Below are 26940 nucleotides of genomic sequence, written 5' to 3'. Positions count from 1 at the left end.
GAAAATGTTCGGAAAATTGACACTGGATGCAGTGCCCTACCATGAACCGATTATCGTGGTTACGGTGGCTGCAATTATCATTGGTGGCGCGGCCTTACTGGCCCTGATCACTTACTTCGGTAAGTGGAGCTACCTGTGGAACGAGTGGCTGACTTCGGTTGACCACAAAAAACTCGGTATCATGTACTGCATCGTCGGTATCGTCATGTTAATTCGTGGCTTTGCGGATGCGATCATGATGCGTAGCCAGCAGGCACTCGCTTCTGCGGGTGAAGCCGGCTTCCTGCCGCCGCACCACTACGATCAGATCTTTACCGCCCACGGCGTTATCATGATCTTCTTCGTGGCGATGCCGCTGGTTATCGGTCTGATGAACGTAGTCGTTCCGCTGCAAATTGGCGCGCGCGACGTGGCGTTCCCGTTCCTGAACAACCTGAGCTTCTGGTTCACGGTTGTCGGCGTTATCCTGGTTAACCTGTCACTGGGCGTGGGCGAATTCGCGCAGACCGGCTGGCTGGCTTATCCGCCGCTGTCAGGAATTGAGTACAGTCCGGGCGTTGGCGTCGACTACTGGATTTGGGCGCTTCAGCTCTCCGGTGTCGGTACTACCCTGACCGGTATCAACTTCTTCGTGACCATTATCAAGATGCGTGCCCCTGGCATGACCATGTTCAAGATGCCGGTATTTACCTGGGCATCTCTGTGCGCCAACATCCTGATTATTGCCTCTTTCCCAATTCTGACCGTCACCATCGCGCTGCTGACCCTGGACCGCTACCTGGGCACCCATTTCTTCACGAACGATATGGGTGGCAACATGATGATGTACATCAACCTGATTTGGGCCTGGGGTCACCCGGAAGTGTACATCCTGGTTCTGCCTGTGTTCGGTGTGTTCTCCGAAATCGCGGCAACCTTCTCGCGTAAACGTCTGTTTGGTTACACCTCTCTGGTGTGGGCAACCGTGTGTATTACCGTTCTGTCGTTCATCGTTTGGCTGCACCACTTCTTCACCATGGGTGCGGGCGCGAACGTAAACGCCTTCTTCGGTATCACCACCATGATTATCGCCATCCCGACCGGGGTGAAGATCTTCAACTGGCTGTTCACCATGTACCAGGGCCGTATCGTGTTCCACTCAGCGATGCTGTGGACCATCGGCTTCATCGTGACCTTCTCCGTAGGTGGGATGACCGGCGTACTGCTGGCGGTACCAGGTGCTGACTTCGTTCTGCACAACAGTCTGTTCCTGATTGCGCACTTCCATAACGTTATCATCGGTGGCGTGGTCTTCGGCTGCTTCGCTGGCGTAACCTACTGGTGGCCAAAAGCGTTCGGCTTCACGCTGAACGAGAAATGGGGTAAACGCGCGTTCTGGTTCTGGATCATCGGCTTCTTCGTGGCATTTATGCCGCTGTACGTGCTGGGCTTCATGGGTATGACCCGTCGTCTGAGCCAGCAGATCGATCCGCAGTTCCACCCAATGCTGATGGTTGCAGCGGGCGGCGCCGTGCTGATTGCCTGCGGTATCGCGTCTCAGCTGATTCAGTTCTACGTGTCTATTCGCGACCGCGACCAGAACCGTGACCTGACCGGTGACCCATGGGGTGGCCGTACGCTGGAGTGGGCAACCTCTTCTCCACCGCCTTTCTATAACTTTGCCATCGTGCCGCAGGTTCATGAACGCGACGCATTCTGGGAAATGAAAGAAAAAGGTGAAGCGTACAAGCAACCTGCTCATTACGAAGAGATCCACATGCCGAAAAACAGCGGTGCGGGCATCGTCATTGCCGCCTTCGCAACGGTATTTGGTTTCGCAATGATCTGGCACATCTGGTGGATGGCGATTGTTGGCTTCGCCGGCATCGTAATCAGCTGGATTGTGAAGAGCTTTGACGAGGACGTGGACTACTACGTACCAGTCCGTGAAGTTGAGAAGCTGGAAAATCAGCATTTCGACGAGATTTCTAAAGCGGGGCTGAAAAATGGCAACTGATACTCTGGCGCACTCAACTGCCCACGCGCATGAGCATGCGCACCACGATACAGGACCGACCAAAGTCTTCGGTTTCTGGATCTACCTGATGAGCGACTGCATTCTGTTCTGCTGTCTGTTCGCGACCTATGCCGTTCTGGTGAACGGCACGGCGGGCGGCCCGACCGGCAAGGACATCTTTGAACTGCCGTTCGTTCTGGTTGAAACCGCACTGCTGTTATTCAGCTCCATCACCTACGGCATGGCGGCTATCGCCATGTACAAAAACAACAAGAGCCAGGTTGTCTCCTGGCTGGCGTTGACCTGGCTGTTTGGTGCTGGATTTATCGGGATGGAAATCTATGAATTCCATCACCTGATTATGGAAGGCTTTGGTCCGGATCGCAGTGGCTTCCTGTCCGCGTTCTTCGCGCTGGTCGGTACCCACGGTCTGCACGTGACCTCGGGTCTGATCTGGATGGCGGTACTGATGTTCCAGATCTCCCGCCGCGGCCTGACCAGCACTAACCGTACCCGTATCCTGTGCCTGAGCCTGTTCTGGCACTTCCTGGACGTGGTATGGATCTGCGTGTTCTCTGTTGTCTATCTGATGGGGGCGATGTAATGAGTCATTCTAACGATCATGGCGCTTCCCACGGCAGCGTAAAAACCTACATGACAGGCTTCATCCTGTCGATCATCCTGACGGTGATCCCGTTCTGGATGGTGATGAGCGGTTCTGCGTCTAAGCCGGTTATCCTGGGTGCAATCCTGGTGACCGCGGTGATTCAGATTCTGGTGCATCTGGTTTGCTTCCTGCACATGAACACCAAGTCCGATGAAGGCTGGAATATGACCGCCTTTATCTTTACCGTGATTATCATCGCTATCCTGGTAGTCGGTTCCATCTGGATTATGTGGAACCTCAACTACAACATGATGGTTCACTAAGAGCGGCGAGTATGTTTAAGCAATACCTGCAAGTAACGAAACCAGGCATCATCTTTGGCAACCTGATCTCCGTGATCGGAGGGTTCCTGCTGGCCTCCAAAGGCAGCATCGATTACACCCTCTTTATTTACACGCTGGTCGGTGTGTCACTGGTTGTTGCGTCCGGTTGTGTATTTAACAACTACATCGACATGGATATCGACAAGAAGATGGAAAGGACCAAAAATCGGGTGCTGGTGAAAGGCCTGATCGCCCCTTCCGTCTCGCTGGTGTACGCCACCTTGCTGGGTATTGCTGGCTTTATGCTGCTGTGGTTTGGTGCTAACCCGCTGGCCTGCTGGCTGGGGGTGATGGGGTTCGTGGTGTATGTGGGCGTCTACAGCCTGTATATGAAACGCCACTCCGTCTACGGCACGCTGATTGGTTCTCTCTCCGGCGCTGCGCCGCCGGTGATTGGCTACTGCGCGGTCACGAACGAGTTCGACAGCGGTGCGCTGATCCTGCTGGCTATCTTTAGCCTGTGGCAGATGCCGCACTCCTATGCCATCGCGATTTTCCGCTTTAAGGATTATCAGGCAGCGAACATCCCGGTTCTGCCGGTCGTGAAGGGCATCTCCGTTGCCAAGAACCACATTACGCTCTACATCATCGCCTTTGCCGTGGCAACGCTGATGCTCTCTCTGGGTGGTTACGCCGGGTATAAATATCTGGCGGTAGCGGCTGCGGTGAGCGTCTGGTGGCTCGGTATGGCGCTGCGCGGTTACAAAGTGGAAGATGACAAAGTCTGGGCACGCAAGCTGTTTGTGTTCTCGATTGTTGCCATCACCTCGCTGTCCGTGATGATGTCCGTAGACTTCATGGTGCCGGATTCGCACAACCTGCTGACTTACGTCTGGTAAGCCACAACAGGTGAATAAAGGGGTGCTTCGGCACCCTTTTTTATTCACGAAATTTATTAATAACACATGTAATATTTGTTAAATAACCCTTTATTTACCCCGCCCCTTCCCCGCACTACACTATGGCCTGCTTTTGAACTGAGGTGGTAATGAACGATTATAAAATGACGCCAGGCGAGCTTCGCGCGACCTGGGGCTTAGGGACTGTCTTCTCGCTACGGATGCTTGGCATGTTTATGGTCCTGCCTGTTCTGACCACGTACGGTATGGCGCTGCAGGGGGCCAGCGAGGCGCTGATTGGACTCGCGATCGGCATTTACGGTCTGGCGCAGGCGGTGTTCCAGATCCCATTTGGCCTGCTCTCTGACCGGGTGGGCCGCAAGCCGCTGATCGTCGGCGGGCTGCTGGTCTTTGTGCTCGGAAGCGTGATTGCCGCCCTCTCCCACTCCATCTGGGGCATTATTCTCGGCCGCGCCCTGCAGGGTTCCGGCGCAATTGCCGCCGCCGTTATGGCGCTGCTGTCAGATCTCACCCGCGAGCAAAACCGCACCAAAGCGATGGCGTTTATCGGCGTCAGCTTTGGCGTGACGTTTGCGATTGCGATGGTGCTTGGCCCCATTATTACGCACACATTGGGCCTGCACGCGCTGTTCTGGATGATTGCCGTGCTGGCCACCATCGGTATCGCCTTAACCCTGTGGGTGGTTCCGGACAGCAAAAACCACGTCCTCAACCGTGAGTCGGGGATGGTAAAAGGCTGCTTCAGCAAAGTGATTGTCGAGCCGCGCCTGCTCAAGCTCAATTTTGGCATTATGTGTCTGCACATCCTGCTGATGTCGACCTTTGTCGCCCTGCCCGGCCAGCTTGCCGCTGCGGGCTTCCCGGCGTCTGAGCACTGGAAAATTTATCTGGTCACGATGCTGATTTCGTTTGTCTCCGTCGTGCCGTTCATCATTTACGCCGAAGTGAAGCGCAAAATGAAGCGCGTCTTCGTGGGATGCGTGGCGATCCTGCTGATTGCCGAAATTGTGCTCTGGGGTGCCGGCCCGCACTTCTGGGAGCTGATTGCCGGCGTGCAGCTGTTCTTCCTGGCCTTTAACCTGATGGAGGCCCTGCTTCCGTCGCTGATCAGCAAAGAGTCCCCCGCCGGTTACAAAGGCACGGCGATGGGCATCTACTCCACCAGCCAGTTTCTCGGCGTGGCGATTGGCGGCTCGCTTGGCGGCTGGGTCGACGGTCTGTTTGACTCTCAAACCGTGTTTCTCGCCGGTGCGCTGCTGGCAACGGTCTGGCTGCTGGTTGCCAGCACCATGAAAGAGCCGCGCTACGTGAGCAGCCTGCGGGTAGAAATTCCGGAGGATGTGGAAATCAGCGACGCGCTGAAACAGCGTCTGGAAGTCAAAGAGGGCGTGACCGAGGTGTTGATTGTCCCGGAAGAGCGCAGCGCTTACGTCAAAATAGACAGCAAGGTGACCAACCGCTTCGAGGTCGAGCAGGCGATAAAAGCGTGAAAAAAGCCCGGTGGAACCGGGCTTTATTGCATTAATCGCGGAAGTTTTTAAACTGGAACGGCTGTCCCAGATCGCCGCCGCGCACCAGCGCCATGACGGACTGGAGGTCATCGCGGGACTTACCGGTCACGCGAATCTCTTCGCCCTGGATCTGCGCCTGCACCTTCAGCTTGCTGTCTTTGATGAGCTTAACGATCTTCTTCTGGACCGCGCTCTCAATGCCCTGCTTCAGCTTGGCCTCGACAAACCAGTTCTTACCGCTGTGCACAAACTCTTCCGGCACGTCCAGAGACGTCCCCTCGATGCCGCGCTTCAACAGCTTAGCGCGCAGAATGTCGAGCAGCTGATTCACCTGAAAATCAGACTCGCTCAGCACCTTAATGGTCTTATTTGCGTCGTTCAGCTCAAACGAGGCCTCAACGCCACGAAAATCGAAACGTGACTCAACTTCGCGGGTTGCGTTCTCAACGCCGTTGCGAACTTCCTGGATATCAACTTCGGAAACAATATCGAAAGATGGCATCTTTTCTTCTCCCTTCACTTTTGTTGCGTTGCATAATACCCGCTACGAGGCATAACTCAACAGAAGCTTAGCTGTATAATTAAGCTGTAACACCTGGCGCAGTTGCAGGTGAGGAGGAACAATGAAAATTACGGTGCTCGGATGCGGAGCGCTTGGTCAGCTGTGGCTGACCGCGCTGTGCAAGCACGGACATGAGGTTCAGGGCTGGCTGCGCGTGCCCCAGCCCTATTGCAGTGTAAACCTGATTAGCGAAGACGGAAGCATATTTAACGAATCCCTCACCGCGAACGATCCCGATTTCCTGGCAAAAAGCGACCTCCTGCTGGTGACGCTCAAGGCGTGGCAGGTCTCAGACGCGGTAAAGACGCTGGCCGCGCAGCTCCCTCCCACTTCGCCCATACTGCTGCTGCATAACGGCATGGGGACCATTGATGAGCTGAAAAGCGTCCCGCAGCCTCTGCTGATGGCGACGACGACGCATGCCGCACGTCGCGACGGCAATATTATCGTGCACGTTGCCAGCGGCGTGACGCATATTGGCCCCGCCAGAACGCAGGATGGCGACTACAGCTATCTCGCCGACGTGCTGCAGAACGTATTGCCGGATGTCGCCTGGCACAACAACATTCGCCCTCAGCTGTGGCGCAAGCTGGCGGTAAACTGCGTGATTAACCCGCTGACGGCGCTCTGGGACTGTCCAAACGGCGCGCTAAAAAAACATCCGCAGGAAATCGCGGCGCTGTGCGAAGAAGTGGCTTCGGTCGTTGAGCGTGAGGGCTTACACACCTCGGCGGATGATTTACGCTATTATGTTGAGCAGGTGATTGATAGCACTGCAGAAAATATCTCCTCAATGCTGCAGGACGTGCGGGCGTTACGCCACACCGAAATCGACTACATTACCGGCTATCTGCTAAAGCGCGCCCGTGCGCACGGTATCGCGGTGCCGGAAAACGCCCGCCTGTACGATCGGGTTAAACGTAAGGAAAATGAATATGAGCGCGTCAGCACTGGTATGCCTCGCCCCTGGTAGCGAAGAGATGGAAGCGGTCACCGCCATTGATTTGATGGTGCGCGGCGGCATTAAGGTCACCACCGCCAGCGTCGCCAGCGACGGTAATCTGGCCATCACCTGTTCACGCGGGGTGAAAATCCTCGCGGATGCCCCGCTGGTGCAGGTGGCTGACGGAGATTACGACATCATCGTCCTGCCTGGAGGGCTGAAGGGCGCGGAGTGTTTTCGCGACAGCCCGCTGCTGGTCGAAACCGTGCGTCAGTTTCATCTATCTGGCCGTATCGTCGCAGCCATCTGCGCCGCTGCGGGCACGGTTCTGGTTCCGCACGATATCTTCCCCCTCGGCAATATGACCGGCTTCCCGGGGCTTAAGGATACGATCCCGGACAAGCACTGGGTGGACAAACGCGTCGTCTGGGACCCGCGCGTCAACCTGCTGACCAGCCAGGGCCCGGGCACCGCGATTGATTTTGGATTGAAGATTATTGACCTGCTGGTCGGGCGCGAGAAGGCCTACGAAGTGGCATCGTCATTGGTGATGCCGGCGGGGATTTATAATTATTACGAATAGGTGTTCTCCCTCTCCCTGTGGGAGAGGGCCGGGGTGAGGACATCAGGCCGCACTCCCCGGCAAGAAACTACGGACGATACACCTTCACGTTCGCAAAGCCCTGCTCGCGCAGATACAGCGCCTGCAGGCGGCTCATCACCCCGCGCTCGCACCACAGCAGATACGTTTTGCTCTGGTCGAGGTCACCAAACTTCGTGCTCAGCTTGTAGAACGGCAGAGAAACCACCTCGACGCCTTCAACCTGCAGCGGCTTGTCGTCCTGCTCGTCGATCGAGCGGATATCCAGAATCGCATCGTTAGGGCCGAAACCGCTCACGGTTTCCACTTCAACCACGTCCTGCTCGGTCTGCTGGGCAATCTCGCGGATATCAATGTTGGACGCTTCCGCCACCACTTTTTCCAGAATGCTGAAATCGAAGTGCTCTTCTTCGGCTTCGATCTTCGCCTTCACCGCTTTCACCGTTGGGCTTTTTGAGATCACGCCGCAGTATTCCGGCATGGTGCGGGCAAAATCTTCGGTACCGATTTCACGCGCCAGGTCGATGATGTGCTCTTTATCGTGGGAGATGAGCGGACGCAGGATCAGCGTATCAGACACGTTGTCGATCAGACGCAGGTTGGTCAGCGTCTGGCTGGAAACCTGACCGAGCGCTTCGCCGGTCACCAGCGCCTGCACGCCGTAGCGCTCAGCCACTTTGGACGCCGCGCGCACCATCATGCGCTTCAGGATGACGCCCATCTGGCCGTCGTCGACTTTCTCAAGGATTTCGCCGACCACAGGTTCGAAGTTAATTGCCACGAAACGCACGCGGTGGGAGCTGCCGAAGCGGTTCCACAGGTAATGCGCCACCTGACGAACGCCGATTTCGTGCGCCGCGCCGCCCAGATTGAAGAAGCAGTAGTGCACGCGGCAGCCGCGACGCATCAGCATATAGCTGGAGACGCCGGAGTCGAAGCCGCCTGAGATCAGGGACAATACGTCTTCCTGGGTGCCAATCGGGAAGCCGCCGATACCTTCATAGCGCCCTTTCACCAGCAGCAGGCGATCGTTTTCGATCTCCAGATTGACCGTCACTTCAGGATGGGTCAGACGCACGCGCGCAGACTCGACGTGCTGATTCAGACCGCCGCCAACGTAACGTTCCACTTCGATGGAGCTGAACTCGTGCTTGCCGCGACGCTTCACGCGCACGCAGAAGGTTTTGCCTTCGATCTGGTCGCGGTACTGAACCAGCGCTTTTTCGAAGATGTCGTGCATATCGCTGAACGGAACGTCTTCCACTTCCAGGATATGGTGGATCCCCGGAATGCGGGTCAGGGCATCGCGAATATCCTGACGCTTGTTTTCGTCTTTTGCACGGACCTCAACGTGGTCCCAGTGGCGCACCACGGCGAGGGTTTCGTCGTAGTGCTTTAATACGTTACGAATGTTCCCGGTGAGAATTTTAATAAAGCGCAAACGCACAGATTGGCTTTTGATGGTGATTTCAGGGAACAATTTAATGATAAACTTCATGGCGGCAATGTTTCTTAGGCAAGCGTATTAAGGCTTGTAATGGAAAAGAGTACAGCAGCCCACACCCGTGGCTGCATCCAGGCGCGCAAGTATACCACCATCGCGCCGCTCCTGTGCACATTGCGCGTTATTTGATAATTGCCCTGAGTCCGTTACCATGTCGGGGCTGAGAATATAAGAGTCAATTCACTATGCCGAAGAAGAACGACGCACCGGCCAGTTTCGAAACTGCGCTGAGTGAACTGGAGCAAATTGTTACCCGCCTTGAGAGCGGCGATCTCCCGCTGGAAGAGGCGCTCAACGAATTCGAGCGTGGCGTGCAGCTGGCGCGCCAGGGGCAGGTCAAGCTACAGCAGGCCGAACAGCGCGTGCAGATCCTGCTTTCCGACAGCGAAGACGCGAAGACCACGCCTTTTACACCGGACGCCGAGTAAATGGATTTTGCCAACGAGCTTGAGGCGCGTGTCGTACGCGCCAACGACGCCCTGCGCCGTTTTATTGCCCCACAGCCTTTTCAGAACACTCCACTGGTTGAGGCCATGCACTATGGCGCACTCTTGGGTGGAAAGCGCCTGCGCCCGTTCCTTGTGTACGCGACCGGCAATATGTTTGGCATCAGCGATAACACGCTGGATGCCCCGGCCGCCGCCGTTGAGTGCATCCATGCCTATTCGCTGATTCATGATGATTTACCGGCGATGGACGACGACGATTTGCGTCGGGGCCAGCCCACCTGCCATATCAAGTTTGGCGAAGCGAATGCCATTCTGGCGGGTGACGCCCTGCAAACGCTGGCCTTCTCGATTCTGAGCGATGCGCCGATGGCGGAAGTGGTCGATCGCGACCGGCTGGCAATGATCTCCGAGCTGGCCATGGCCAGCGGCGTGGCGGGCATGTGCGGCGGACAAGCGCTGGATCTTGAAGCGGAAGGACGTCAGGTTAATCTGGAACAGCTGGAGCGTATTCATCGCCATAAAACAGGGGCACTGATTCGTTCCGCCGTTCGCCTGGGCGCGCTGAGCGCGGGTGAACGAGGGCGCAACGCCCTGCCGATTCTGGACAGATACGCAGAAAGTATCGGTCTGGCATTCCAGGTTCAGGATGACATTCTGGATGTGGTGGGCGATACTGCAACATTGGGTAAACGTCAGGGTGCGGACCAGCAGCTTGGCAAAAGTACCTACCCCGCCCTGCTGGGCCTCGAGCAAGCCCAGCGTAAAGCCCGGGATCTGATTGACGATGCCCGCCAGTCGCTGAATCAGCTGGCCGCGCAATCGCTGGATACCTCGGCACTGGAAGCGCTAGCGGACTATATCATCCAGCGTAATAAATAAACTATATATCTCGATGAGCCTTTGATGAGTTTTGATATTGCCAAATACCCGACACTGGCGTTAGTGGACTCCACCCAGGAGTTACGTCTGTTGCCGAAAGAGAGCCTGCCGAAGCTGTGCGACGAGCTGCGTCGCTACCTGCTCGACAGCGTAAGCCGCTCCAGCGGCCATTTCGCCTCCGGGCTTGGCACGGTAGAGCTGACCGTGGCGCTGCACTACGTCTATAACACGCCGTTCGATCGGCTCATCTGGGACGTGGGCCACCAGGCCTATCCGCACAAAATTCTGACCGGACGTCGCGATAAAATTGGCACCATTCGTCAGAAAGGCGGCCTGCACCCGTTCCCGTGGCGCGGTGAGAGCGAGTATGACGTGCTGAGCGTCGGCCACTCCTCTACCTCCATTTCTGCGGGCATCGGTATTGCCGTTGCCGCCGAAAAAGAGAACAAGCAGCGCCGCACCGTCTGCGTGATTGGCGACGGCGCCATTACCGCCGGGATGGCCTTCGAGGCCATGAACCATGCGGGCGACATCAAGCCGGACATGCTGGTTATTCTTAACGATAACGAAATGTCGATCTCCGAGAACGTGGGCGCGCTGAACAACCATCTGGCGCAGTTGCTCTCCGGCAAGCTTTACTCCTCGCTGCGTGAAGGCGGCAAAAAAGTCTTCTCCGGCGTACCGCCGATTAAAGAGTTGCTCAAGCGTACCGAAGAACACATCAAAGGCATGGTTGTGCCGGGCACCCTGTTTGAAGAGCTGGGCTTTAACTATATTGGCCCGGTTGACGGCCATGACGTGCAGGGTCTGGTGACCACCCTCAAGAACATGCGCGACCTGAAGGGGCCGCAGTTCCTGCACATCATGACCAAAAAAGGGCGTGGCTACGAACCGGCGGAAAAAGATCCGATCACCTTCCACGCGGTGCCGAAATTTGACCCGTCCAGCGGCTGTCTGCCAAAAAGCAGCGGCGGCATGCCGAGCTATTCAAAAATCTTCGGCGACTGGCTGTGCGAAACCGCCGCCAAAGACAACAAGCTGATGGCGATCACCCCGGCCATGCGCGAAGGCTCCGGCATGGTGGAGTTCTCCAGAAAATATCCTGACCAGTATTTCGACGTGGCGATTGCCGAGCAGCACGCGGTAACGTTTGCAGCGGGCCTGGCCATTGGCGGCTACAAGCCGGTTGTCGCAATCTATTCCACCTTCCTGCAGCGCGCCTACGATCAGGTGATCCACGACGTGGCGATCCAGAAGCTGCCGGTGCTGTTTGCTATCGACCGTGCGGGCATCGTCGGTGCCGACGGCCAGACGCACCAGGGGGCATTTGACCTGTCGTTCCTGCGCTGCATTCCGGATATGGTTGTCATGACGCCAAGCGACGAGAACGAATGTCGTCAGATGCTGTTTACCGGCTACCACTATCAGGACGGCCCAAGCGCGGTTCGCTACCCGCGCGGCAATGCGGTTGGCGTTGAGCTGAAGCCGCTGGAAAAGCTGGCGATCGGTAAAGGTCTGGTGAAGCGTCGCGGTGAAAAAGTGGCGATTCTGAACTTCGGCACATTGATGCCAGAGGCGGCGAAGGTCGCTGAAACGCTGAACGCCACCCTGGTGGATATGCGCTTCGTGAAGCCGCTCGACGACGCGCTGATCCTGAGCATGGCCGAGACACATGACGTGCTGGTCACGCTGGAAGAAAACGCCATCATGGGCGGTGCGGGCAGCGGCGTGAACGAGGTGCTGATGGCAAACCGCAAAGCCGTGCCGGTGCTAAACCTCGGCCTGCCGGACCATTTCATTCCGCAAGGTACCCAGGATGAAGCCCGCGCGGCGATTGGCCTGGACGCCGCCGGGATCGAAGCCAAAATTCGCGCCTGGCTGGACTGACCCCTTCCCTCCTTTCCGCTCCTGCTATGCTTAAACCTGGTGTTTAAACAGCAGGAGCGGAACCGTGCAATACACAACATTAGGAAAAACGGACCTTAAGGTTTCCCGACTTTGTCTGGGATGCATGACCTTTGGCGAGCCCGATCGGGGTAATCACGCCTGGACGCTGCCGGAAGAGAGCAGCCGTCCGATCATCCAACGCGCCATCGAGGGCGGCATTAACTTCTTTGACACCGCCAACAGCTACTCCGACGGCAGCAGCGAGGAGATTGTTGGCCGCGCCCTCCGTGACTTTGCGCGTCGGGAAGATATCGTCGTCGCCACCAAAGTGTACTACCCGTCAGGTGACCTGTCTGAGGGCCTTTCCCGCGCGCAGATCCTGCGCTCCATTGATGACAGTCTCCGCCGCCTGAACATGGATTACGTCGATCTGCTGCAAATCCATCGCTGGGATTACAACACGCCAATAGAGGAAACGCTCGAAGCGCTGAACGACGTGGTCAAAGCCGGGAAAGCGCGCTACATCGGCGCGTCATCTATGCACGCGTCGCAGTTCGCGCAGGCGCTGGATCTCCAGGCGCAGCACGGCTGGGCGCGCTTCGTCACCATGCAGGATCACTACAATCTGATCTATCGTGAAGAAGAACGCGAGATGTTGCCCCTGTGCCATCAGGAAGGCATTGCGGTCATCCCGTGGAGCCCGCTGGCGCGCGGTCGCCTGACCCGTCCGTGGGGAGAAACCACGGCTCGCCTGGTCTCGGATGAAGTGGGAAAAAATCTCTATGGCGGTACGGAAGCCAGCGATGCGCTGATTGCCGAACGCCTGGCTGGGATCGCCGACGATACCGGCGCAACCCGCGCGCAGGTGGCGCTGGCGTGGCTGCTGGGTAAACGCGGCGTCGCGGCGCCGATTATCGGCACATCCCGGGAAGAACAGCTGGATGAGCTGCTGAATGCGGTGGATATCACGCTGACGCCGGAGCAGGTTGCCGAGCTGGAGACGCCGTATCAGCCGCATCCTGTGGTGGGGTTTAAATAAGCACCCTCTTTTGTAGGCCGGGTAAGGCGTAGCCGCCACCCGGCAATACGGAGTGCACAAACTCACCCGAAGTGATCGTACCCTTTCCAGTCGAGCGTCACCGGCGCACCGTCCTGCACAAACTTCAGCCCTTCGCTCTCCGGCATGATCTGACCAATACAGGTAAACTTCGCGCCGAGATGCGCTAACGCCACGTCCAGCGTGCCACGATTGAGTTCAGGCACCGTGAAGCACAGTTCGTAGTCTTCACCGCCGGATAGCGCCCAGCGCAGCGCCTGGTCAGGTTCCACATGGCGAAGCAGCTGTTCTGACAGCGGGAACAGATCCAGGTCAACGCGCGCGCCCACGTCGCTGGCCTTCAGGATATGCCCGAGATCCGAGATCAGCCCGTCAGACAGATCGATAGCCGAGCTTGCCCGCTCGCGCAGCGCCTGGCCGTGCAGAATGCGCGGCGTCGGGCGCAGATGGCGTTTCACCAGATACGCCGCATCGTCAGCGTCTTCAATCGCTAAACGGTGCTGAAGGATAGCCAGCCCTGCCGCGCTGTCACCCGGCGTACCGGTCACGTAGATCCAGTCACCCGGTTTTGCGCCCGAGCGCTTCAGCGCGCGGCCAAGCGGCACGTAGCCGTGGATCGCCAGCGTCATCGACAGCGGCCCGGCCGTGGTATCACCGCCAATCAGCTGCATATCGTAGTAGCTAAGCTGCTCGAACAGCGCATCGCTAAAGGCTTCAAGCCAGGCTTCATCCACCTCTGGCAGCGTCAGGGCTAGCGTCAGCCAGGCGGGATCGGCCCCCATCGCCGCCAGATCGCTGACGTTAACCGCGAGAGCTTTGTACGCCAGATCGGCAGGATCGATATCCGGTAAGAAATGACGCCCGCACACTAAGGTGTCGGTGCTGATTGCCAGCGTCTGTTTTTCGGGAATATTGAGAAGTGCACAGTCATCGCCAATGCCGGTTTCAACATCAAGACGAGAGGTTCTGACACGGTCGAAATAACGGGCAATCAGGGAGAATTCGCCGCATGCCATACGTTATGCCTCAGCAAATAAAAGAAAAAACCGGAGCCGCACTGCCCGTCGGGCAATGCAGGACTCCGGTTTGCGGATCACTTTTTGTGGGGACGGATCGCAGGTGCTGCTTTATCAAGAACGCCGTTTACGAACTTGTGGCTGTCTTCAGCGCCGAAGGTTTTCGCCAGCTCGATCGCTTCGTTGATGGCCACTTTGTACGGCACATCATCACGTTTAGACAGCTCAAACAGCGCGATACGCAACACTGCTTTTTCTACCTGGCCCAGCTCTTCGAGCAGACGGGACAGGTATGGCTTCATCAGACCATCGAGATACGCGCTATTAGTCGCCACTCCCGACAGCAGTTCACGGAAGTACAGAACGTCAACGTCTTTCACGTCCTGTTCTGACAGGAACTGGTATTCAACATCAGCGATGTCGTTCTGGGACAACTGCCAGGAGTAAAGTGCCTGAACGGCACATTCACGGGCGCGGCGACGAGCAGCAGGTTTCACGGAATTCCCCTTACAAAAAAATCAGGCCTTGATGGCTTTCAATACATTGATCATTTCAAGCGCGGTCAGTGCAGCTTCTGCACCTTTGTTACCGGCTTTGGTGCCGGCACGTTCGATGGCTTGTTCAATACTTTCGGTAGTCAGCACGCCGAACGCGACAGGAATTTCAGCATCCTGCGCAACGTGTGCCAGACCGTTGCTTGCACCGCCCGCAACGTATTCGAAGTGCGCAGTGCCGCCACGAATAACGGTACCCAGGGCAATCACCGCGTCGTATTTACCGGTTTTCGCCAGCGCGCCCGCCGCCAGTGGCAGTTCGTAAGCGCCTGGAACCCAAACAACGGTAATGTTGTCATCTTTAACCTGGCCGATACGTTTCAGGGCGTCAATCGCGCCTTCCAGCAGGCTGTCGTTGATGAAGTTGTTGAAACGCGCAATGGTGATGGCGACGCGAGCGTCCGGGGTAGCTACAGCAGCTTCAATAATGTTCATACTCTTCCTTTACGGGTTCATGTGGCCCCGCAGGGGGGCGGATTTTATCATAATACTTTGCGTACTGCTTCTCTATTTCGGGAGCAATTACGCTGTCGTTAAGTGGAGGCAGACATCCGGACCCACCGGACGAATCTCGCTGAATGTGAGTTGCGGTGCGTCGGCCAGTTTTTCAAGGCCGGGCAGCACAAACAGGCCGCGCGCGTCGTGGCCTAACAGTTTAGGCGCAACGTATACCAGCAGCTCATCCACCAGCCCGGCCTGCAACAGCGCACCGGCGAGCGTTGGACCCGCTTCCACCCAGATACTGTTCACCTGCTGCTTGCCGAGCAGCATCATCAGCACCACGAGATCCAGGTGCCCGTTATGCTCCGGCACCATGATGCTGCGCACGCCTTCCGGCCATTCGCGAGTATCTTCTTTAGTGCGGGCAATCCAGGTTTCCCCCGGCTGCTGGACGATCCGGTGATCTGGGGTCACGCGGTTCTGGCTATCAATGACAATACGCAGCGGCTGACGCAGGTTCTCCTGCGGGTAAAGCGCCTGGGTCTCGGCATTCAGTTCGTCCCAGCGCACGGTCATGGCCGGATCGTCAGCCAGCACGGTTTCACTGCTGGTGAGGATAGCATGGCTTTGCGCGCGCAGACGTTGCACATCGCGCCTTGCCTGCGGCGACGTGATCCACTGGCTTTCGCCGTTCGCCATCGCCGTGCGACCATCCAGCGAGGCGCCCAGCTTGAGCTGTATATACGGAAATCCCGTGCGCATGCGCTTCAGGAAGCCTTTGTTGATCGCTTCCGCGTCCTGCATCATCAGCCCGTGGCTGACGTCGATGCCTTCCTGCTGCAGACGGTACAGACCGCGTCCGGCCACCTGCGGATTGGGATCCTGCATGGATGCCACCACGCGTGAAACCCCGGCCGCGATCAGCGCCTCACAGCACGGCGGCGTACGCCCGTGGTGGCTGCAGGGCTCCAGCGTGACGTAGGCGGTGGCGCCGCGCGCCTTCTCGCCGGCCATGCGTAAGGCATGAACCTCGGCATGCGGCTCGCCGGCACGGTAGTGGAAACCTTCCCCCACGATTTCGCCATCTTTGACGATAACACATCCCACGTTCGGGTTGGGATGGGTGGTAAAACGCCCGCGCTGCGCCAGCTTCATGGCTCGCGCCATGTAAATCTCATCCTGCATAAGCTTAATCCTGTAAGCGGGCGATCTCTTCGCCAAACTCTTTGATGTCTTCGAAGCTGCGGTAGACGGAGGCGAAGCGGATATAGGCGACCTTATCGAGCTTTTTCAGCTGTTCCATCACCAGGTTGCCGATCATTTTGCTTGGCACTTCACGTTCGCCCAGGCCACGAAGGTAAGATTTTATGTGGTTTAACGCCATCTCAACGTCATCCGCGCTAACGGGACGTTTTTCGAGGGCCTTGAGCATCCCGCTGCGCAGCTTCTCTTCGTTAAACGGCTCGCGCACATCGTTACTTTTTACCACGCGCGGCATGACCAGCTCTGCCACCTCAAAGGTCGTAAAACGCTCGTTACACACCAGACACTGCCGACGACGGCGCACGGATGACCCTTCGCCCACGAGACGAGAGTCGATGACTTTGGTATCCACAGCGGAGCAGAATGGGCAATGCATACGGTATCCCTGTTATCTGGTTAACTGATTTTCATTTTACCCTGATCTCGCCTGACAACAAAGGAAGAGCTTTTTGAGACAAAGGATCTATGTCTTAAACGATGATGCTGGCTACCATAAGTGCGATCCGTTATTTCAAGGAATTAAACGCAATGACAAGACGTTACCTGAAAATATTGCTGGTGGGGAGCCTGTTCACCCTTAGCGCCTGTGCACAGCAAACCGAAGTCCGTCAGATGAAACAGAGCGTGAATACGCTCAATACGGCAATGGACAAACTGAACAAAGAAACGGTGAAGATTACCCAGCAAAACGCGCTGAACGCCAAATCCAGCAGCGGGGTTTACCTGTTACCGGGTGCGAATACGCCTGCGCGCCTCAACAGCCAGGTTGGCACGCTGAAAATGTCGCTGGTGAATGTGGCGGCGAATGCAGATGGTACGCGCGCAACATTACGCATCCAGGGAGAATCCAACAATCCGCTCCCGGCCTTCAGCGGCACCGTCGAATGGGGCCAGATCCAGGGCACCACGGAGAATTACCAGGAGGTGAACGTGAAGAACCAGCTCTTCACCGCCCCGGCCAGCGTTTTAGCGCCGAGTGATGTGGATATTCCGCTGCAGTTAAGCGGCCTTACGCCGGAACAGTTAGGCTTTATCCGCATTCACGACATCCAACCCGCCGCGCAGTAAATCCTTCCTTCTGAGCGGAGTGAAATGTCACTCCGCTAACATTTACATTTCGTATGGATTGGCAACATAAATGATTGCCGCTACAATCCCGGCCGTTTAAAGTACGCAAACGTGAACGCAATCGATTACGCGTGTGAGAGATATGTGAAACAACACATATTTTTGTGAGCAGGGATTCCTATAATAGGCACCGCAGAAACACGAAATATTTAGAAACGCAATTCGCGCATTTTTCACTCCCGGAAGGGAATTTCAATCAGTGGCATGATTATGAAAAAAACATTACTCGCAGCTGGCGCCGTGCTGGCACTGTCTTCCTCTTTCACTGTTAACGCAGCGGAAAACGACAAACCACAATACCTCTCCGACTGGTGGCACCAGAGCGTTAACGTGGTCGGCAGCTACCACACCCGTTTCGGACCACAGATCCGCAACGATACCTACCTGGAGTACGAAGCGTTCGCCAAGAAAGACTGGTTTGATTTCTATGGCTATATGGATGCGCCGGTCTTCTTCGGCGGTAACACCGATGCGAAAGGTATCTGGAACCACGGTTCTCCGCTGTTTATGGAAATCGAACCGCGTTTCTCCATCGACAAGCTGACCGGCACTAGCCTGGCGTTTGGTCCGTTCAAAGAGTGGTACTTCGCGAACAACTACATCTACGACATGGGCCGCAACAAGTCCGGTCGCCAGAGCACCTGGTACATGGGTCTGGGTACGGACATCGACACTGGCCTGCCAATGAGCCTGTCTATGAACGTCTACGCGAAATATCAGTGGCAGAACTACGGCGCCGCGAACGAAAACGAGTGGGACGGCTACCGTTTCAAAGTGAAATACTTCGTGCCAATTACCCAGCTGTGGGGCGGTAACCTGAGCTATATCGGTTTCACCAACTTTGACTGGGGCTCAGACCTGGGCGATAACGACTTCCGTGACCTGAACGGCAGAAAAGCGCGTACCAACGATTCCATCGCGTCCAGCCACATCCTGGCGCTGAACTACGATCACTGGCACTACTCCGTGGTTGCGCGTTACTGGCACAACGGTGGCCAGTGGAACGACGACGCGAGCCTGAACTTCGGCAACGGCGATTTCAGCGTTCGTTCTACCGGCTGGGGTGGTTACCTGGTTGTGGGTTACAACTTCTAACCAGTGCGGGATTGTGCGGGCTGATGCCCTCACCCTGACCCTATCCCACAGGGATAGGGAACAAACACTAAAAACGGCAACGCACGTTGCCGTTTTGCTTTTACCTCGCCGCCCGGCTTTTTACTGCCTCACCTTGCGCAAAAAATCGGCCAACGACCTGTCCGCGCTCTCGCTGAACCGTCTCTCCGTCTGCGCAATATTGAGGCACCGGTCGAGCCGGAAACAGCGATAGTCATCGCGCCGCTCACACCACGCCGCCAGCAGCCAGCGCTCTCCCCAGAAGAACAGCCCCAGCGGCTGAACCTCGCGCTTAGAGAGCTGTCCGGCTTCGTCACGGTAATGCAACGCCAGCACCCGCTGGGCGGAAATTGCCTGGTGAATCCTGTCAAAATCGCTGCGGGAGTGGCTTTGCATGCAGAAATCCGGGGCGTAGATCCGCGCCTGCTCCGCCTTTCGACGACTCTCGTCGGGCAGAATCGCCAGCACCTTCTCCTGGGCCGATTCCAGCTCGCGCGACAGCGATTCCCCTCCCCAGGTTTTGAGCAGGCGAATGGCGACGATCAGCGCCTCTGACTCCTTATTTGTCAGCATCAAAGGCGGCAGATCAAAACCCGACATCAGCCGGTATCCGCTTCCCGCCTCACCTTCCACCGGCACGCCGGAAAGCGACAGGTCGCGGATATCGCGGTAGACCGTGCGCTCGGACACGCCAAGCCGCTCCGCCAGATGCGCTGCCGTTGTCAGACGCCTGCCCCGCAGGATCTGCACAATCTGAAACAAACGGTCAGCGCGTCGGGTCATCTCTTAATCCGCTCTCAGGCAGGTTGATGGAGGCCGACGCGGTTGCCCTCGCTGTCGGTAAACAATGCGATAGTGCCAATGCCCTGCGGCAGTTCCAGCGGGCCAAACACGCACTCGCCGCCCGCAGAGGCAATGCGATCGAGCGTGGCCGCCAGATTGTCAGTATGCAGGTAAATAATAGCGCCCTGCAGAGACGGTGTAACGCCGTCAAATTTTGCCAGCGCGCCGCCGGTGGCCGGATCCTCATGCGGGAAAACCGCCAGCTCCACGCAGTCCATTTTCTCGCGGCGCAGCGAGAGCTGCATCACCGGCTCATAAAAATTGATGGCGCGTTCCATATCCGAGACCGGAATTTCAAACCAGTTAATGACGCTTTTCATACATCCTCCTGCCTGTTGTTTGGGTTCAGAAGGAGTCTACGACAGGGCTCCTGACAGCATACTGTCAGGAGTGTTTGTCAGGAGCAGATAAAAAAAATCCCGGTCAACCGACCGGGATTTCGATAACGCGCTAAACGTCGCCTTACGGCAGAATGGACGGCTGATCCGCCCCTTCTTTCTCGACTTTCTGCTGGAGCAGGTGCTCGCGCTTCATGCCGAGTTTCAGCGCCAGCGCGGACGCAACGTAGATAGACGATGCCGTACCGATGGTGACACCGATCAGCATGGTCAGCGAGAAGCCTTCCAGTACCGGACCACCGAAGAGGAACAGCATCAGGATCACCATCAGGGTGGTACCGGAGGTAATCAAGGTACGGTGCAGCGTCTGGGTCAACGACACGTTAAAGATTTCGTACGGCGTACCGCGACGGATCTTACGGAAGTTTTCACGAATACGGTCAGATACCACGATGCTGTCGTTCAGTGAGTAACCGATAACGGACATCAGGGATGCCACAATCGTCAGGTCAATCTCAATGTGGAACAGCGACAGTATGCCCATGGTGATCACCACGTCGTGCGCCAGAGCGATAACCACACCGGCCGCCAGTCGCCACTCAAAGCGGAAACCGACGTACACCAGGATGGAGATCAGCGCCACCAGCAGCGCCATCGCACCGGTCTGCGCCAGGTCAGCTCCCACGCTTGGGCCGACGAACTCAATACGCTTAACCGCCGCGTTCTGGCTGGTTGTTTCGTTAATCACGCTCACAACCTTGCTGCCCAGCTCCTGGCTGCCGTTGGCATCGTGCACCGGCGGCATACGCACCATGATGTCGCGGCTGCTGCCGAAGTTCTGCAGCAGCGGCTCTTCAAAGCCCGCTTTCTGCAGAGACAGACGCATCTGGTCCATATCGACCGGTTTTTCCAGGGAGATCTCAATCACCGTACCACCGGTGAAATCGAGCCCCCAGTTAAAGCCCCTCACGCCCATAATGACGATGGACAGAATCAGCAGTAAACCTGAAATGCCGAAGGCCCAGTAGTCCCAGCGCATAAAGTCCCAGACTTTACGGCCGTGGTTCAATTGTTCAACAGTATATTCCTGTGCCACAATGCACTCCTCAGATAGACAGCTTTTTGACGCGCTTGCCGCCGTACAGCAGGTTCACGATGGCACGGGTGCCGACAATAGCGGTAAACATTGACGTTGCGACACCGATACCGGTTGTAATCGCAAAGCCTTTGATCGCGCCAGTACCCACTGCATACAGGATAAGAACCTTAATCAGTGTTGTTACGTTCGCATCGAAGATGGAGCTGAACGCACCTTTATAGCCTTCGTCAATCGCCTGCTGGACAGAGCGACCGTTGCTCAACTCTTCTTTGATACGTTCGTTAATCAGTACGTTGGCGTCGACCGCCACCGCAAGGGTCAGAACGATACCCGCAATCCCCGGCATGGTCAGCGTCGCCCCCGGCAGCAGGGACATAATGCCGATGATCAGCACCAGGTTGGCAATCAGCGCGGAGGTCGCAATCAGACCAAACTTCTTATAGAAGAAGATCATGAAGAGGATAGAGACCACCAGACCGGCCAGACACGCTTCCAGACCCTGCTGGATGTTCTGCATCCCCAGCGTTGGACCAATGGTACGTTCTTCAACAATCTGAATCGGCGCAATCAGCGCACCGGCACGCAGCAGCAGAGAGAGCTGACGCGCTTCGTTCGGGTTGCTAATACCGGTAATACGGAAGCTGTTACCCAGACGAGACTGGATGTTGGCGATGTTAATCACCTCTTCCTCTTTCACCAGCACCGCACGGCCGTTTGCATCTTTCTTACCGCTGTCTTTGTACTCCACGAACAGGGTCGCCATCGGTTTGCCGATGTTGTCCTTGGTGAAGTTAGACATGATGTTACCACCCGCGCTATCCAGCGAGATGTTAACCTGCGGCTGGTTGTATTCGTCCTGGCTCGACGTGGAGTCGGTGATGTGGTCACCGGTCAGAATCACGCGTTTGTACAGCACAACGGGCTGACCTTCGCGGGTCTGTTTCACTTCGGAGTCACCCGGAATACGGCCTGCTGCGGCAGCGGACTGATCGACGTTGGAATTGACCAGACGGAATTCCAGCGTGGCGGTCGCACCCAGAATCTCTTTCGCACGCGCAGTGTCCTGAATACCCGGCAGTTCCACCACGATACGGTCAGCACCCTGACGCTGTACCAGCGGCTCAGCCACGCCCAGCTGGTTTACACGGTTACGCAGAATGTTGATGTTCTGCTGAACGGCATATTCACGCGCTTCCTTCAGGCGCGCATCGGTCATCACCGCGCGCAGCTGGTTGCTGCCCTGAGAGGTGATCACCAGGTCACGGTGACGTTGGGTCAGGTAATCTACAGCCTGATCGCGCGCCGCGCTGTCGCGGAACGTGATGCTCATGCCGTAGTTATCTTCTTTACGCACGGTGGTGTAAGCGATGCCTTTTTCACGCAGATCGCTGCGCAGGCTGTCGATATTCTGTTCCTGCAGCTTGCCGAGCGCGGTATCCATATCCACTTCCATCAGGAAGTGAACGCCACCACGCAGGTCAAGACCCAGCTTCATCGGCTCTGCGTTCATCGCAGCCAGCCAGCGCGGGGTTGCAGGCGCAAGGTTAAGCGCCACGACGTATTTATCACCCAGCACGCCCATCAGCGCTTCGCGAGCGCGGAGCTGCGTGTCGGTGGTGTCGAAGCGAGCAAGAATTGCACCCTCTTCCAGAGCCACAGACTTAGCGGTAATTTTTTCTTCTTGTAACGTTTTCTGGACCTGGATCAGCGTTTGCTCACTGGCGGCGACACCGCGCGCGCCAGTGATTTGAACAGCCGGATCCTCACCATACAGGTTGGGAAGCGCGTACAGCAGGCCGACGAGAATCACGACGACCAGCATGATGTACTTCCACAAAGGATAACGGTTTAACACGGCAGTTCCCTTTGGGAAAAGTTGGGATTACAGCGCCTTCATGGTGCCTTTCGGCAGAACGGCAGCTACGAAGTCACGTTTGATGACCACTTCAGTGGTGTCGTTCAGGGCGATCGCAATGTAGCCGTTCTCAGCCACTTTGGTTACGCGACCGACCAGACCACCGTTAGTCAGCACTTCATCGCCTTTCGCAATGGAGTTCATCAGGTTTTTGTGCTCTTTGGTGCGCTTCTGCTGTGGGCGCAGGATCATGAAGTAGAAGATCAGACCGAACACAACCAGCATCAGAATCAGAGACATCGGGCTGCCCTGCGCTGGAGCACCTGTTGCCGCTACCGCATCAGAAATAAAAAAGCTCATTCAAATTCCCTCATTATTAAAATTAATCAACGTTCAACGGTGGAACATCCCGCCCCTGACGTTGGTAGAAATCGGTCACGAAGCTCTCTAATTTACCCTCTTCGATAGCCTTACGTAAACCAGCCATTAAGCGCTGATAATAACGAAGATTATGAATGGTATTGAGACGCGCGCCCAAAATCTCGTTGCAACGATCGAGATGATGCAGATACGCGCGAGAATAATTGCGACAGGTATAGCAATCGCACTCGGAATCGAGCGGGCTGGTGTCACTCTTATGCTTCGCGTTACGGATTTTCACCACGCCATCGGTAACGAACAAATGGCCGTTACGCGCGTTGCGGGTTGGCATGACGCAGTCGAACATATCAATGCCGCGGCGTACGCCTTCAACCAGATCTTCTGGTTTACCCACGCCCATCAGGTATCGTGGTTTATCCGCCGGGATTTGCGGGCAGACGTGCTCCAGAATGCGGTGCATGTCTTCCTTCGGCTCACCCACAGCCAAACCGCCGACAGCGTAGCCATCAAAACCTATCTCTACCAGACCTTTAACCGAGATATCGCGTAAATCTTCGTAAACGCTGCCCTGAATAATGCCGAACAGCGCATTTTTGTTCTGCAGGGAGTCAAAACGGTCGCGGCTACGCTTCGCCCAGCGCAGGGACATTTCCATAGAACGCTTGGCGTAGTCCCAGTCGGCCGGATACGGCGTGCATTCATCGAAGATCATCACGATGTCGGAACCGAGATCGTACTGAATCTCCATCGATTTTTCGGGATCGAGGAAAATCGGATCGCCGTTGATCGGGTTACGGAAGTGTACGCCCTGCTCGGTGATCTTGCGGATATCGCCCAGGCTGAAGACCTGGAAGCCGCCGGAGTCGGTCAGGATCGGGCCTTTCCACTGCATAAAGTCGTGCAGGTCGCCGTGGAGCTTCATGATCTCCTGGCCCGGACGCAGCCACAGGTGGAAGGTGTTGCCGAGGATAATCTGTGCGCCCGTGGCTTCCACTTCTTCCGGCGTCATCCCTTTTACGGTGCCGTAGGTGCCCACAGGCATAAACGCGGGGGTTTCCACCACGCCGCGATCAAACACCAGGCGACCGCGACGCGCGCGGCCGTCGGTGGTATCGAGTTCAAATTTCATTTTTTCTCCGACGTCAGAAAAACAGTCCAACGTTGTAAAACGGTGCCGCGGACTTATTCCCCGACACGCTCATTCAAAGCCAGCGGATTGTACGTGATAAACATCGCGTCCCCGTAGCTAAAAAAGCGATATTTTTGTTCTACCGCAGACTTGTAGGCATTCATCGTATGCTGATAACCCGCGAATGCGGAGACCAGCATAATCAGCGTCGATTCAGGCAGATGGAAGTTGGTCACCAGCGCATCAATCACTTTGTACTGGTAGCCCGGGTAGATAAAGATCTGCGTATCGCCAAAGAACGGCTCGATAAGATCGTTTTTCGCGGCCTGCGCGGCGCTCTCCAGTGAACGCACCGACGTCGTACCGACCGCCACGACGCGGCTGCCGCGCGCTTTCGCCGCCAGCACCGCGTCCACGACGTCCTGAGGCACTTCGGCATACTCAGAGTGCATGATGTGATCTTCAATGCTGTCCACGCGCACCGGCTGGAAGGTGCCCGCGCCGACGTGCAGCGTCACGAACGCCATTTCCACGCCCTTCGCACGCAGTTTTTCCAGCAGCGGCTCATCAAAGTGCAAGCCTGCCGTTGGGGCCGCGACCGCGCCAGGCTTCTGGCTGTAGACGGTCTGGTACAGCTCGCGGTCGGCCTCTTCGTCCGGACGCTCGATATACGGCGGCAGCGGCATGTGGCCAATGGCGTTCAGGATATCCAGCACCGTGCGTTCGTCGTTGAATTCCACTTCGAACAGCGCGTCGTGGCGCGCGGTCATGGTCGCCTTAATGCTCTCATCATCGCCCAGCAGCAGCTCAGCGCCCGGCTTCGGCGCCTTGGATGCGCGAATATGTGCCAGAATACGTTTATCATCGAGCATACGTTCGACCAGCACTTCAATCTTGCCGCCGCTGGCCTTGCGGCCAAACAGGCGCGCCGGGATCACGCGGGTATTGTTAAAGACCAGCAGATCGCCAGGATTGAGCTTGTCGAGCAAATCGGTGAAAGTACCGTGCGTCAGCTCGCCCGTTGGCCCATCCAGCGACAGTAAGCGACAGCTGCTGCGCTCAGGCATGGGATAGTGAGCAATCAGGGATTCAGGTAGTTCAAAGGAGAAATCGGCGACGCGCATGACGTATACTCGTGACTTAAAAACAGGCGGCATAGTCTAGTGCTCACACCCTTTTGCTGCAACAACTAGCCGCCCCCGGACAAATAAAACGCATGAATTTTCTCGCTCACCTGCATCTCGCTCACCTCGCCGACAGCTCCCTTTCCGGCAATTTGCTGGCCGATTTCGTGCGCGGCAACCCTGCAGAAGACTATTCCCCTGAGGTTGTCGACGGCATCTTTATGCACCGCCGCATTGATGTCATCACCGATAACCTGCCCGAGGTCACGGAAGCCAAAGCGTGGTTCCGCCCTGAAACGCGCCGCGTTGCGCCGATTACGCTCGACGTGATGTGGGACCACTTTCTGTCGCGCCATTGGGAACAGCTCTCGCCGTCGCTACCGCTGCCAGAGTTTGTGCGCTACGCCCATGCGCAGGTGTCGGTAATTTTGCCCGACTCGCCGCCGCGCTTTGTGAATCTGAACAACTATTTGTGGTCAGAACGCTGGCTGGAGCGCTATGGTGAGATGGATTTTATCCAGAACGTCCTGAACGGCATGGCCAGCCGCCGACCGCGTCTGGATGCGCTGCGCGACTCCTGGTATGACCTGGAGGCACACTATGACGCGCTGGAGACGCAATTCTGGCAGTTCTATCCGCGCATGATGGCGCAGGCGAAAAACAAACAGCTGTAACAGAATTCACATTGATAGGTAAAAGCTGGCGGAACGATTGTCACCACCTCTTTGTCTTATCCATGAACACTCTCTATACTGGCTCGCGTTGCGTTCCAAATAACCTTAGTATCTACAGGAGAATCATATGGTTCTGGTAACTCGTCCGGCTCCGGATTTTACGGCTGCAGCAGTTCTGGGCAACGGTGAAATCGTTGAAAACTTCAACTTCAAACAGCACACCAACGGCAAAGCGACCGTTCTGTTCTTCTGGCCAATGGACTTCACCTTCGTTTGCCCGTCTGAGCTGATCGCGTTCGACAAACGTTATGAAGAATTCCAGAAGCGTGGCGTGGAAGTGGTTGGCGTCTCCTTCGACTCTGAGTTTGTACACAACGCATGGCGTAACACCCCTGTCGACAAAGGCGGCATCGGTGCGGTGAAATACGCAATGGTTGCGGACATCAAACGCGAAATCCAGCAGGCTTACGGTATCGAACATCCGGACGCTGGCGTTGCGCTGCGCGGTTCTTTCCTGATCGACGCAAACGGCATCGTTCGTCACCAGGTTGTGAACGATCTGCCGCTGGGTCGTAACATCGACGAAATGCTGCGCATGGTTGACGCGCTGCAGTTCCACGAAGAGCACGGCGAAGTGTGCCCGGCTCAGTGGGAAAAAGGTAAAGAAGGTATGTCTGCGTCCCCAGACGGCGTGGCGAAATACCTGTCTGAGAACGTATCCAGCCTGTAATCGGCACGGTTTA

Annotated in this window: 29 protein-coding genes; 15 read left to right on the top strand and 14 right to left on the bottom strand. The window is 56.5% G+C overall.

The features are described 5' to 3' along the window. Positions 1–4: 4 nt before the first annotated feature. The 5 genes from cyoB (at position 5) to FY206_RS06220 (ending at position 5336) form a co-directional block, all read left to right on the top strand. Positions 5–1996 (top strand): cytochrome o ubiquinol oxidase subunit I, encoded by a 1992-nt coding sequence (gene cyoB, locus FY206_RS06240; RefSeq protein ID WP_014168864.1) that lies wholly within the window; start codon positions 5–7, stop codon positions 1994–1996. Then, entirely contained in the window at positions 1986–2600 is a 615-nt protein-coding gene (locus FY206_RS06235; RefSeq protein WP_008503324.1) for a cytochrome o ubiquinol oxidase subunit III, read from the top strand. Before cyoB ends, FY206_RS06235 begins: the two co-directional genes overlap by 11 nt. Continuing rightward, positions 2600–2926 (top strand): cytochrome o ubiquinol oxidase subunit IV, encoded by a 327-nt coding sequence (locus FY206_RS06230; RefSeq protein ID WP_006176899.1) that lies wholly within the window; start codon positions 2600–2602, stop codon positions 2924–2926. Before FY206_RS06235 ends, FY206_RS06230 begins: the two co-directional genes overlap by 1 nt. An 11-nt stretch (positions 2927–2937) precedes the next feature. Next, positions 2938–3825: a heme o synthase gene (gene cyoE, locus FY206_RS06225; RefSeq protein WP_013095848.1), complete on the top strand. Its 888-nt coding sequence runs from the start codon at positions 2938–2940 to the stop codon at positions 3823–3825. Between the two features lie 149 nt (positions 3826–3974). After that, positions 3975–5336, top strand: a complete 1362-nt coding sequence (locus FY206_RS06220) for an MFS transporter (RefSeq protein WP_032638475.1) — start codon at positions 3975–3977, stop codon at positions 5334–5336. 31 nt (positions 5337–5367) lie between these two features. Here the strand turns inward: FY206_RS06220 and FY206_RS06215 are convergent, their stop codons facing one another. Next, on the bottom strand, positions 5368–5859 hold the full coding sequence (locus tag FY206_RS06215) for a YajQ family cyclic di-GMP-binding protein (RefSeq protein WP_023334701.1): 492 nt from the start codon (positions 5857–5859) through the stop codon (positions 5368–5370). Positions 5860–5980: 121 nt separating this feature from the next. Between FY206_RS06215 and panE the strand changes: the two genes are divergently transcribed. Continuing rightward, on the top strand, positions 5981–6892 hold the full coding sequence (gene panE, locus FY206_RS06210) for a 2-dehydropantoate 2-reductase (protein WP_032638473.1): 912 nt from the start codon (positions 5981–5983) through the stop codon (positions 6890–6892). Next, complete coding sequence (yajL, locus tag FY206_RS06205; RefSeq protein ID WP_032638471.1) at positions 6855–7445, top strand: protein deglycase YajL; 591 nt, start codon at positions 6855–6857, stop codon at positions 7443–7445. Before panE ends, yajL begins: the two co-directional genes overlap by 38 nt. A 67-nt stretch (positions 7446–7512) precedes the next feature. On the opposite strand, the gene thiI is transcribed toward yajL, so the two are convergent. Then, positions 7513–8961, bottom strand: a complete 1449-nt coding sequence (gene thiI, locus FY206_RS06200; RefSeq protein WP_077064112.1) for a tRNA uracil 4-sulfurtransferase ThiI — start codon at positions 8959–8961, stop codon at positions 7513–7515. 191 nt (positions 8962–9152) lie between these two features. On the opposite strand from thiI, the gene xseB reads away from it, so the two are divergent. The 4 genes from xseB (at position 9153) to FY206_RS06180 (ending at position 13221) form a co-directional block, all read left to right on the top strand. Continuing rightward, entirely contained in the window at positions 9153–9395 is a 243-nt protein-coding gene (gene xseB, locus FY206_RS06195; RefSeq protein WP_008503331.1) for an exodeoxyribonuclease VII small subunit, read from the top strand. Next, the gene (ispA, locus tag FY206_RS06190) at positions 9396–10295 is read left to right on the top strand and encodes a (2E,6E)-farnesyl diphosphate synthase (RefSeq protein WP_032638467.1); all 900 of its coding nucleotides are present in this window, start codon (positions 9396–9398) and stop codon (positions 10293–10295) included. Positions 10296–10319: 24 nt separating this feature from the next. Then, positions 10320–12182 (top strand): 1-deoxy-D-xylulose-5-phosphate synthase, encoded by a 1863-nt coding sequence (gene dxs, locus FY206_RS06185; protein ID WP_032638465.1) that lies wholly within the window; start codon positions 10320–10322, stop codon positions 12180–12182. A 64-nt stretch (positions 12183–12246) separates the two neighbouring features. Then, positions 12247–13221 (top strand): aldo/keto reductase, encoded by a 975-nt coding sequence (locus FY206_RS06180; protein WP_032638463.1) that lies wholly within the window; start codon positions 12247–12249, stop codon positions 13219–13221. Between the two features lie 62 nt (positions 13222–13283). Here FY206_RS06180 and thiL read toward each other — a convergent pair whose 3' ends face one another. The 5 genes from thiL to nrdR all read right to left on the bottom strand — a co-directional run bounded on the left by thiL (position 13284) and on the right by nrdR (position 16889). Further along, entirely contained in the window at positions 13284–14255 is a 972-nt protein-coding gene (thiL, locus tag FY206_RS06175; protein ID WP_032638461.1) for a thiamine-phosphate kinase, read from the bottom strand. 77 nt (positions 14256–14332) lie between these two features. After that, positions 14333–14752, bottom strand: a complete 420-nt coding sequence (gene nusB / locus FY206_RS06170; RefSeq protein ID WP_006809908.1) for a transcription antitermination factor NusB — start codon at positions 14750–14752, stop codon at positions 14333–14335. A 21-nt stretch (positions 14753–14773) separates the two neighbouring features. Further along, on the bottom strand, positions 14774–15244 hold the full coding sequence (gene ribH / locus FY206_RS06165; RefSeq protein WP_006176874.1) for a 6,7-dimethyl-8-ribityllumazine synthase: 471 nt from the start codon (positions 15242–15244) through the stop codon (positions 14774–14776). Between the two features lie 87 nt (positions 15245–15331). Further along, complete coding sequence (gene ribD, locus FY206_RS06160) at positions 15332–16435, bottom strand: bifunctional diaminohydroxyphosphoribosylaminopyrimidine deaminase/5-amino-6-(5-phosphoribosylamino)uracil reductase RibD (RefSeq protein ID WP_032638459.1); 1104 nt, start codon at positions 16433–16435, stop codon at positions 15332–15334. 4 nt (positions 16436–16439) lie between these two features. Further along, on the bottom strand, positions 16440–16889 hold the full coding sequence (gene nrdR, locus FY206_RS06155; protein ID WP_008503337.1) for a transcriptional regulator NrdR: 450 nt from the start codon (positions 16887–16889) through the stop codon (positions 16440–16442). 152 nt (positions 16890–17041) lie between these two features. Here nrdR and FY206_RS06150 point away from each other — a divergent pair, with 152 nt between their 5' ends. Then, positions 17042–17581, top strand: a complete 540-nt coding sequence (locus FY206_RS06150) for a SadB/YajI family lipoprotein (protein WP_032642483.1) — start codon at positions 17042–17044, stop codon at positions 17579–17581. 270 nt (positions 17582–17851) lie between these two features. Continuing rightward, positions 17852–18736, top strand: a complete 885-nt coding sequence (locus FY206_RS06145) for a nucleoside-specific channel-forming protein Tsx (RefSeq protein WP_032642482.1) — start codon at positions 17852–17854, stop codon at positions 18734–18736. Positions 18737–18856: 120 nt separating this feature from the next. Here the strand turns inward: FY206_RS06145 and FY206_RS06140 are convergent, their stop codons facing one another. The 7 genes from FY206_RS06140 to queA all read right to left on the bottom strand — a co-directional run bounded on the left by FY206_RS06140 (position 18857) and on the right by queA (position 25523). Continuing rightward, on the bottom strand, positions 18857–19537 hold the full coding sequence (locus FY206_RS06140) for a helix-turn-helix transcriptional regulator (RefSeq protein ID WP_032638457.1): 681 nt from the start codon (positions 19535–19537) through the stop codon (positions 18857–18859). 14 nt (positions 19538–19551) lie between these two features. After that, the gene (locus FY206_RS06135; protein ID WP_032638455.1) at positions 19552–19917 is read right to left on the bottom strand and encodes a VOC family protein; all 366 of its coding nucleotides are present in this window, start codon (positions 19915–19917) and stop codon (positions 19552–19554) included. A 142-nt stretch (positions 19918–20059) separates the two neighbouring features. Next, entirely contained in the window at positions 20060–21031 is a 972-nt protein-coding gene (gene secF, locus FY206_RS06130) for a protein translocase subunit SecF (protein ID WP_032638454.1), read from the bottom strand. A gap of 10 nt (positions 21032–21041) precedes the next feature. Beyond that, positions 21042–22889 carry a protein translocase subunit SecD gene (secD, locus tag FY206_RS06125; protein ID WP_072001190.1) on the bottom strand — a complete coding sequence of 616 codons (1848 nt, stop codon included), beginning with the start codon at positions 22887–22889 and terminating at the stop codon, positions 21042–21044. A gap of 27 nt (positions 22890–22916) precedes the next feature. Beyond that, the gene (yajC, locus tag FY206_RS06120) at positions 22917–23249 is read right to left on the bottom strand and encodes a preprotein translocase subunit YajC (protein ID WP_003859109.1); all 333 of its coding nucleotides are present in this window, start codon (positions 23247–23249) and stop codon (positions 22917–22919) included. A 22-nt stretch (positions 23250–23271) separates the two neighbouring features. Next, positions 23272–24399 carry a tRNA guanosine(34) transglycosylase Tgt gene (tgt, locus tag FY206_RS06115; protein ID WP_003859110.1) on the bottom strand — a complete coding sequence of 376 codons (1128 nt, stop codon included), beginning with the start codon at positions 24397–24399 and terminating at the stop codon, positions 23272–23274. A gap of 53 nt (positions 24400–24452) precedes the next feature. After that, positions 24453–25523: a tRNA preQ1(34) S-adenosylmethionine ribosyltransferase-isomerase QueA gene (queA, locus tag FY206_RS06110; protein ID WP_032638450.1), complete on the bottom strand. Its 1071-nt coding sequence runs from the start codon at positions 25521–25523 to the stop codon at positions 24453–24455. 92 nt (positions 25524–25615) lie between these two features. Here queA and acpH point away from each other — a divergent pair, with 92 nt between their 5' ends. Further along, positions 25616–26197 carry an ACP phosphodiesterase gene (gene acpH / locus FY206_RS06105; RefSeq protein ID WP_032638448.1) on the top strand — a complete coding sequence of 194 codons (582 nt, stop codon included), beginning with the start codon at positions 25616–25618 and terminating at the stop codon, positions 26195–26197. A 127-nt stretch (positions 26198–26324) separates the two neighbouring features. Further along, positions 26325–26927 carry a peroxiredoxin gene (locus FY206_RS06100; protein WP_013095829.1) on the top strand — a complete coding sequence of 201 codons (603 nt, stop codon included), beginning with the start codon at positions 26325–26327 and terminating at the stop codon, positions 26925–26927. Positions 26928–26940: the final 13 nt, after the last annotated feature.

The organism is Enterobacter chengduensis (assembly GCF_001984825.2).
Lineage (GTDB): Bacteria > Pseudomonadota > Gammaproteobacteria > Enterobacterales > Enterobacteriaceae > Enterobacter > Enterobacter chengduensis.
The sequence above is the reverse complement of the archived record's forward strand: the minus strand, read 5'-3'. Positions and strand labels throughout refer to the sequence as shown.

Excerpts from the sequence above, each read along its gene's own strand:
- cyoB (WP_014168864.1), top strand. The coding sequence starts at position 5 with ATGTTCGGAAAATTGACACTGGATGCAGTGCCCTACCATGAACCGATT.
- FY206_RS06235 (WP_008503324.1), top strand. The coding sequence starts at position 1,986 with ATGGCAACTGATACTCTGGCGCACTCAACTGCCCACGCGCATGAGCAT.
- FY206_RS06230 (WP_006176899.1), top strand. The coding sequence starts at position 2,600 with ATGAGTCATTCTAACGATCATGGCGCTTCCCACGGCAGCGTAAAAACC.
- cyoE (WP_013095848.1), top strand. The coding sequence starts at position 2,938 with ATGTTTAAGCAATACCTGCAAGTAACGAAACCAGGCATCATCTTTGGC.
- FY206_RS06220 (WP_032638475.1), top strand. The coding sequence starts at position 3,975 with ATGAACGATTATAAAATGACGCCAGGCGAGCTTCGCGCGACCTGGGGC.
- FY206_RS06215 (WP_023334701.1), bottom strand. The coding sequence starts at position 5,859 with ATGCCATCTTTCGATATTGTTTCCGAAGTTGATATCCAGGAAGTTCGC.
- panE (WP_032638473.1), top strand. The coding sequence starts at position 5,981 with ATGAAAATTACGGTGCTCGGATGCGGAGCGCTTGGTCAGCTGTGGCTG.
- yajL (WP_032638471.1), top strand. The coding sequence starts at position 6,855 with ATGAGCGCGTCAGCACTGGTATGCCTCGCCCCTGGTAGCGAAGAGATG.
- thiI (WP_077064112.1), bottom strand. The coding sequence starts at position 8,961 with ATGAAGTTTATCATTAAATTGTTCCCTGAAATCACCATCAAAAGCCAA.
- xseB (WP_008503331.1), top strand. The coding sequence starts at position 9,153 with ATGCCGAAGAAGAACGACGCACCGGCCAGTTTCGAAACTGCGCTGAGT.
- ispA (WP_032638467.1), top strand. The coding sequence starts at position 9,396 with ATGGATTTTGCCAACGAGCTTGAGGCGCGTGTCGTACGCGCCAACGAC.
- dxs (WP_032638465.1), top strand. The coding sequence starts at position 10,320 with ATGAGTTTTGATATTGCCAAATACCCGACACTGGCGTTAGTGGACTCC.
- thiL (WP_032638461.1), bottom strand. The coding sequence starts at position 14,255 with ATGGCATGCGGCGAATTCTCCCTGATTGCCCGTTATTTCGACCGTGTC.
- ribH (WP_006176874.1), bottom strand. The coding sequence starts at position 15,244 with ATGAACATTATTGAAGCTGCTGTAGCTACCCCGGACGCTCGCGTCGCC.
- ribD (WP_032638459.1), bottom strand. The coding sequence starts at position 16,435 with ATGCAGGATGAGATTTACATGGCGCGAGCCATGAAGCTGGCGCAGCGC.
- nrdR (WP_008503337.1), bottom strand. The coding sequence starts at position 16,889 with ATGCATTGCCCATTCTGCTCCGCTGTGGATACCAAAGTCATCGACTCT.
- FY206_RS06150 (WP_032642483.1), top strand. The coding sequence starts at position 17,042 with ATGACAAGACGTTACCTGAAAATATTGCTGGTGGGGAGCCTGTTCACC.
- FY206_RS06145 (WP_032642482.1), top strand. The coding sequence starts at position 17,852 with ATGAAAAAAACATTACTCGCAGCTGGCGCCGTGCTGGCACTGTCTTCC.
- FY206_RS06140 (WP_032638457.1), bottom strand. The coding sequence starts at position 19,537 with ATGACCCGACGCGCTGACCGTTTGTTTCAGATTGTGCAGATCCTGCGG.
- FY206_RS06135 (WP_032638455.1), bottom strand. The coding sequence starts at position 19,917 with ATGAAAAGCGTCATTAACTGGTTTGAAATTCCGGTCTCGGATATGGAA.
- yajC (WP_003859109.1), bottom strand. The coding sequence starts at position 23,249 with ATGAGCTTTTTTATTTCTGATGCGGTAGCGGCAACAGGTGCTCCAGCG.
- tgt (WP_003859110.1), bottom strand. The coding sequence starts at position 24,399 with ATGAAATTTGAACTCGATACCACCGACGGCCGCGCGCGTCGCGGTCGC.
- queA (WP_032638450.1), bottom strand. The coding sequence starts at position 25,523 with ATGCGCGTCGCCGATTTCTCCTTTGAACTACCTGAATCCCTGATTGCT.
- acpH (WP_032638448.1), top strand. The coding sequence starts at position 25,616 with ATGAATTTTCTCGCTCACCTGCATCTCGCTCACCTCGCCGACAGCTCC.
- FY206_RS06100 (WP_013095829.1), top strand. The coding sequence starts at position 26,325 with ATGGTTCTGGTAACTCGTCCGGCTCCGGATTTTACGGCTGCAGCAGTT.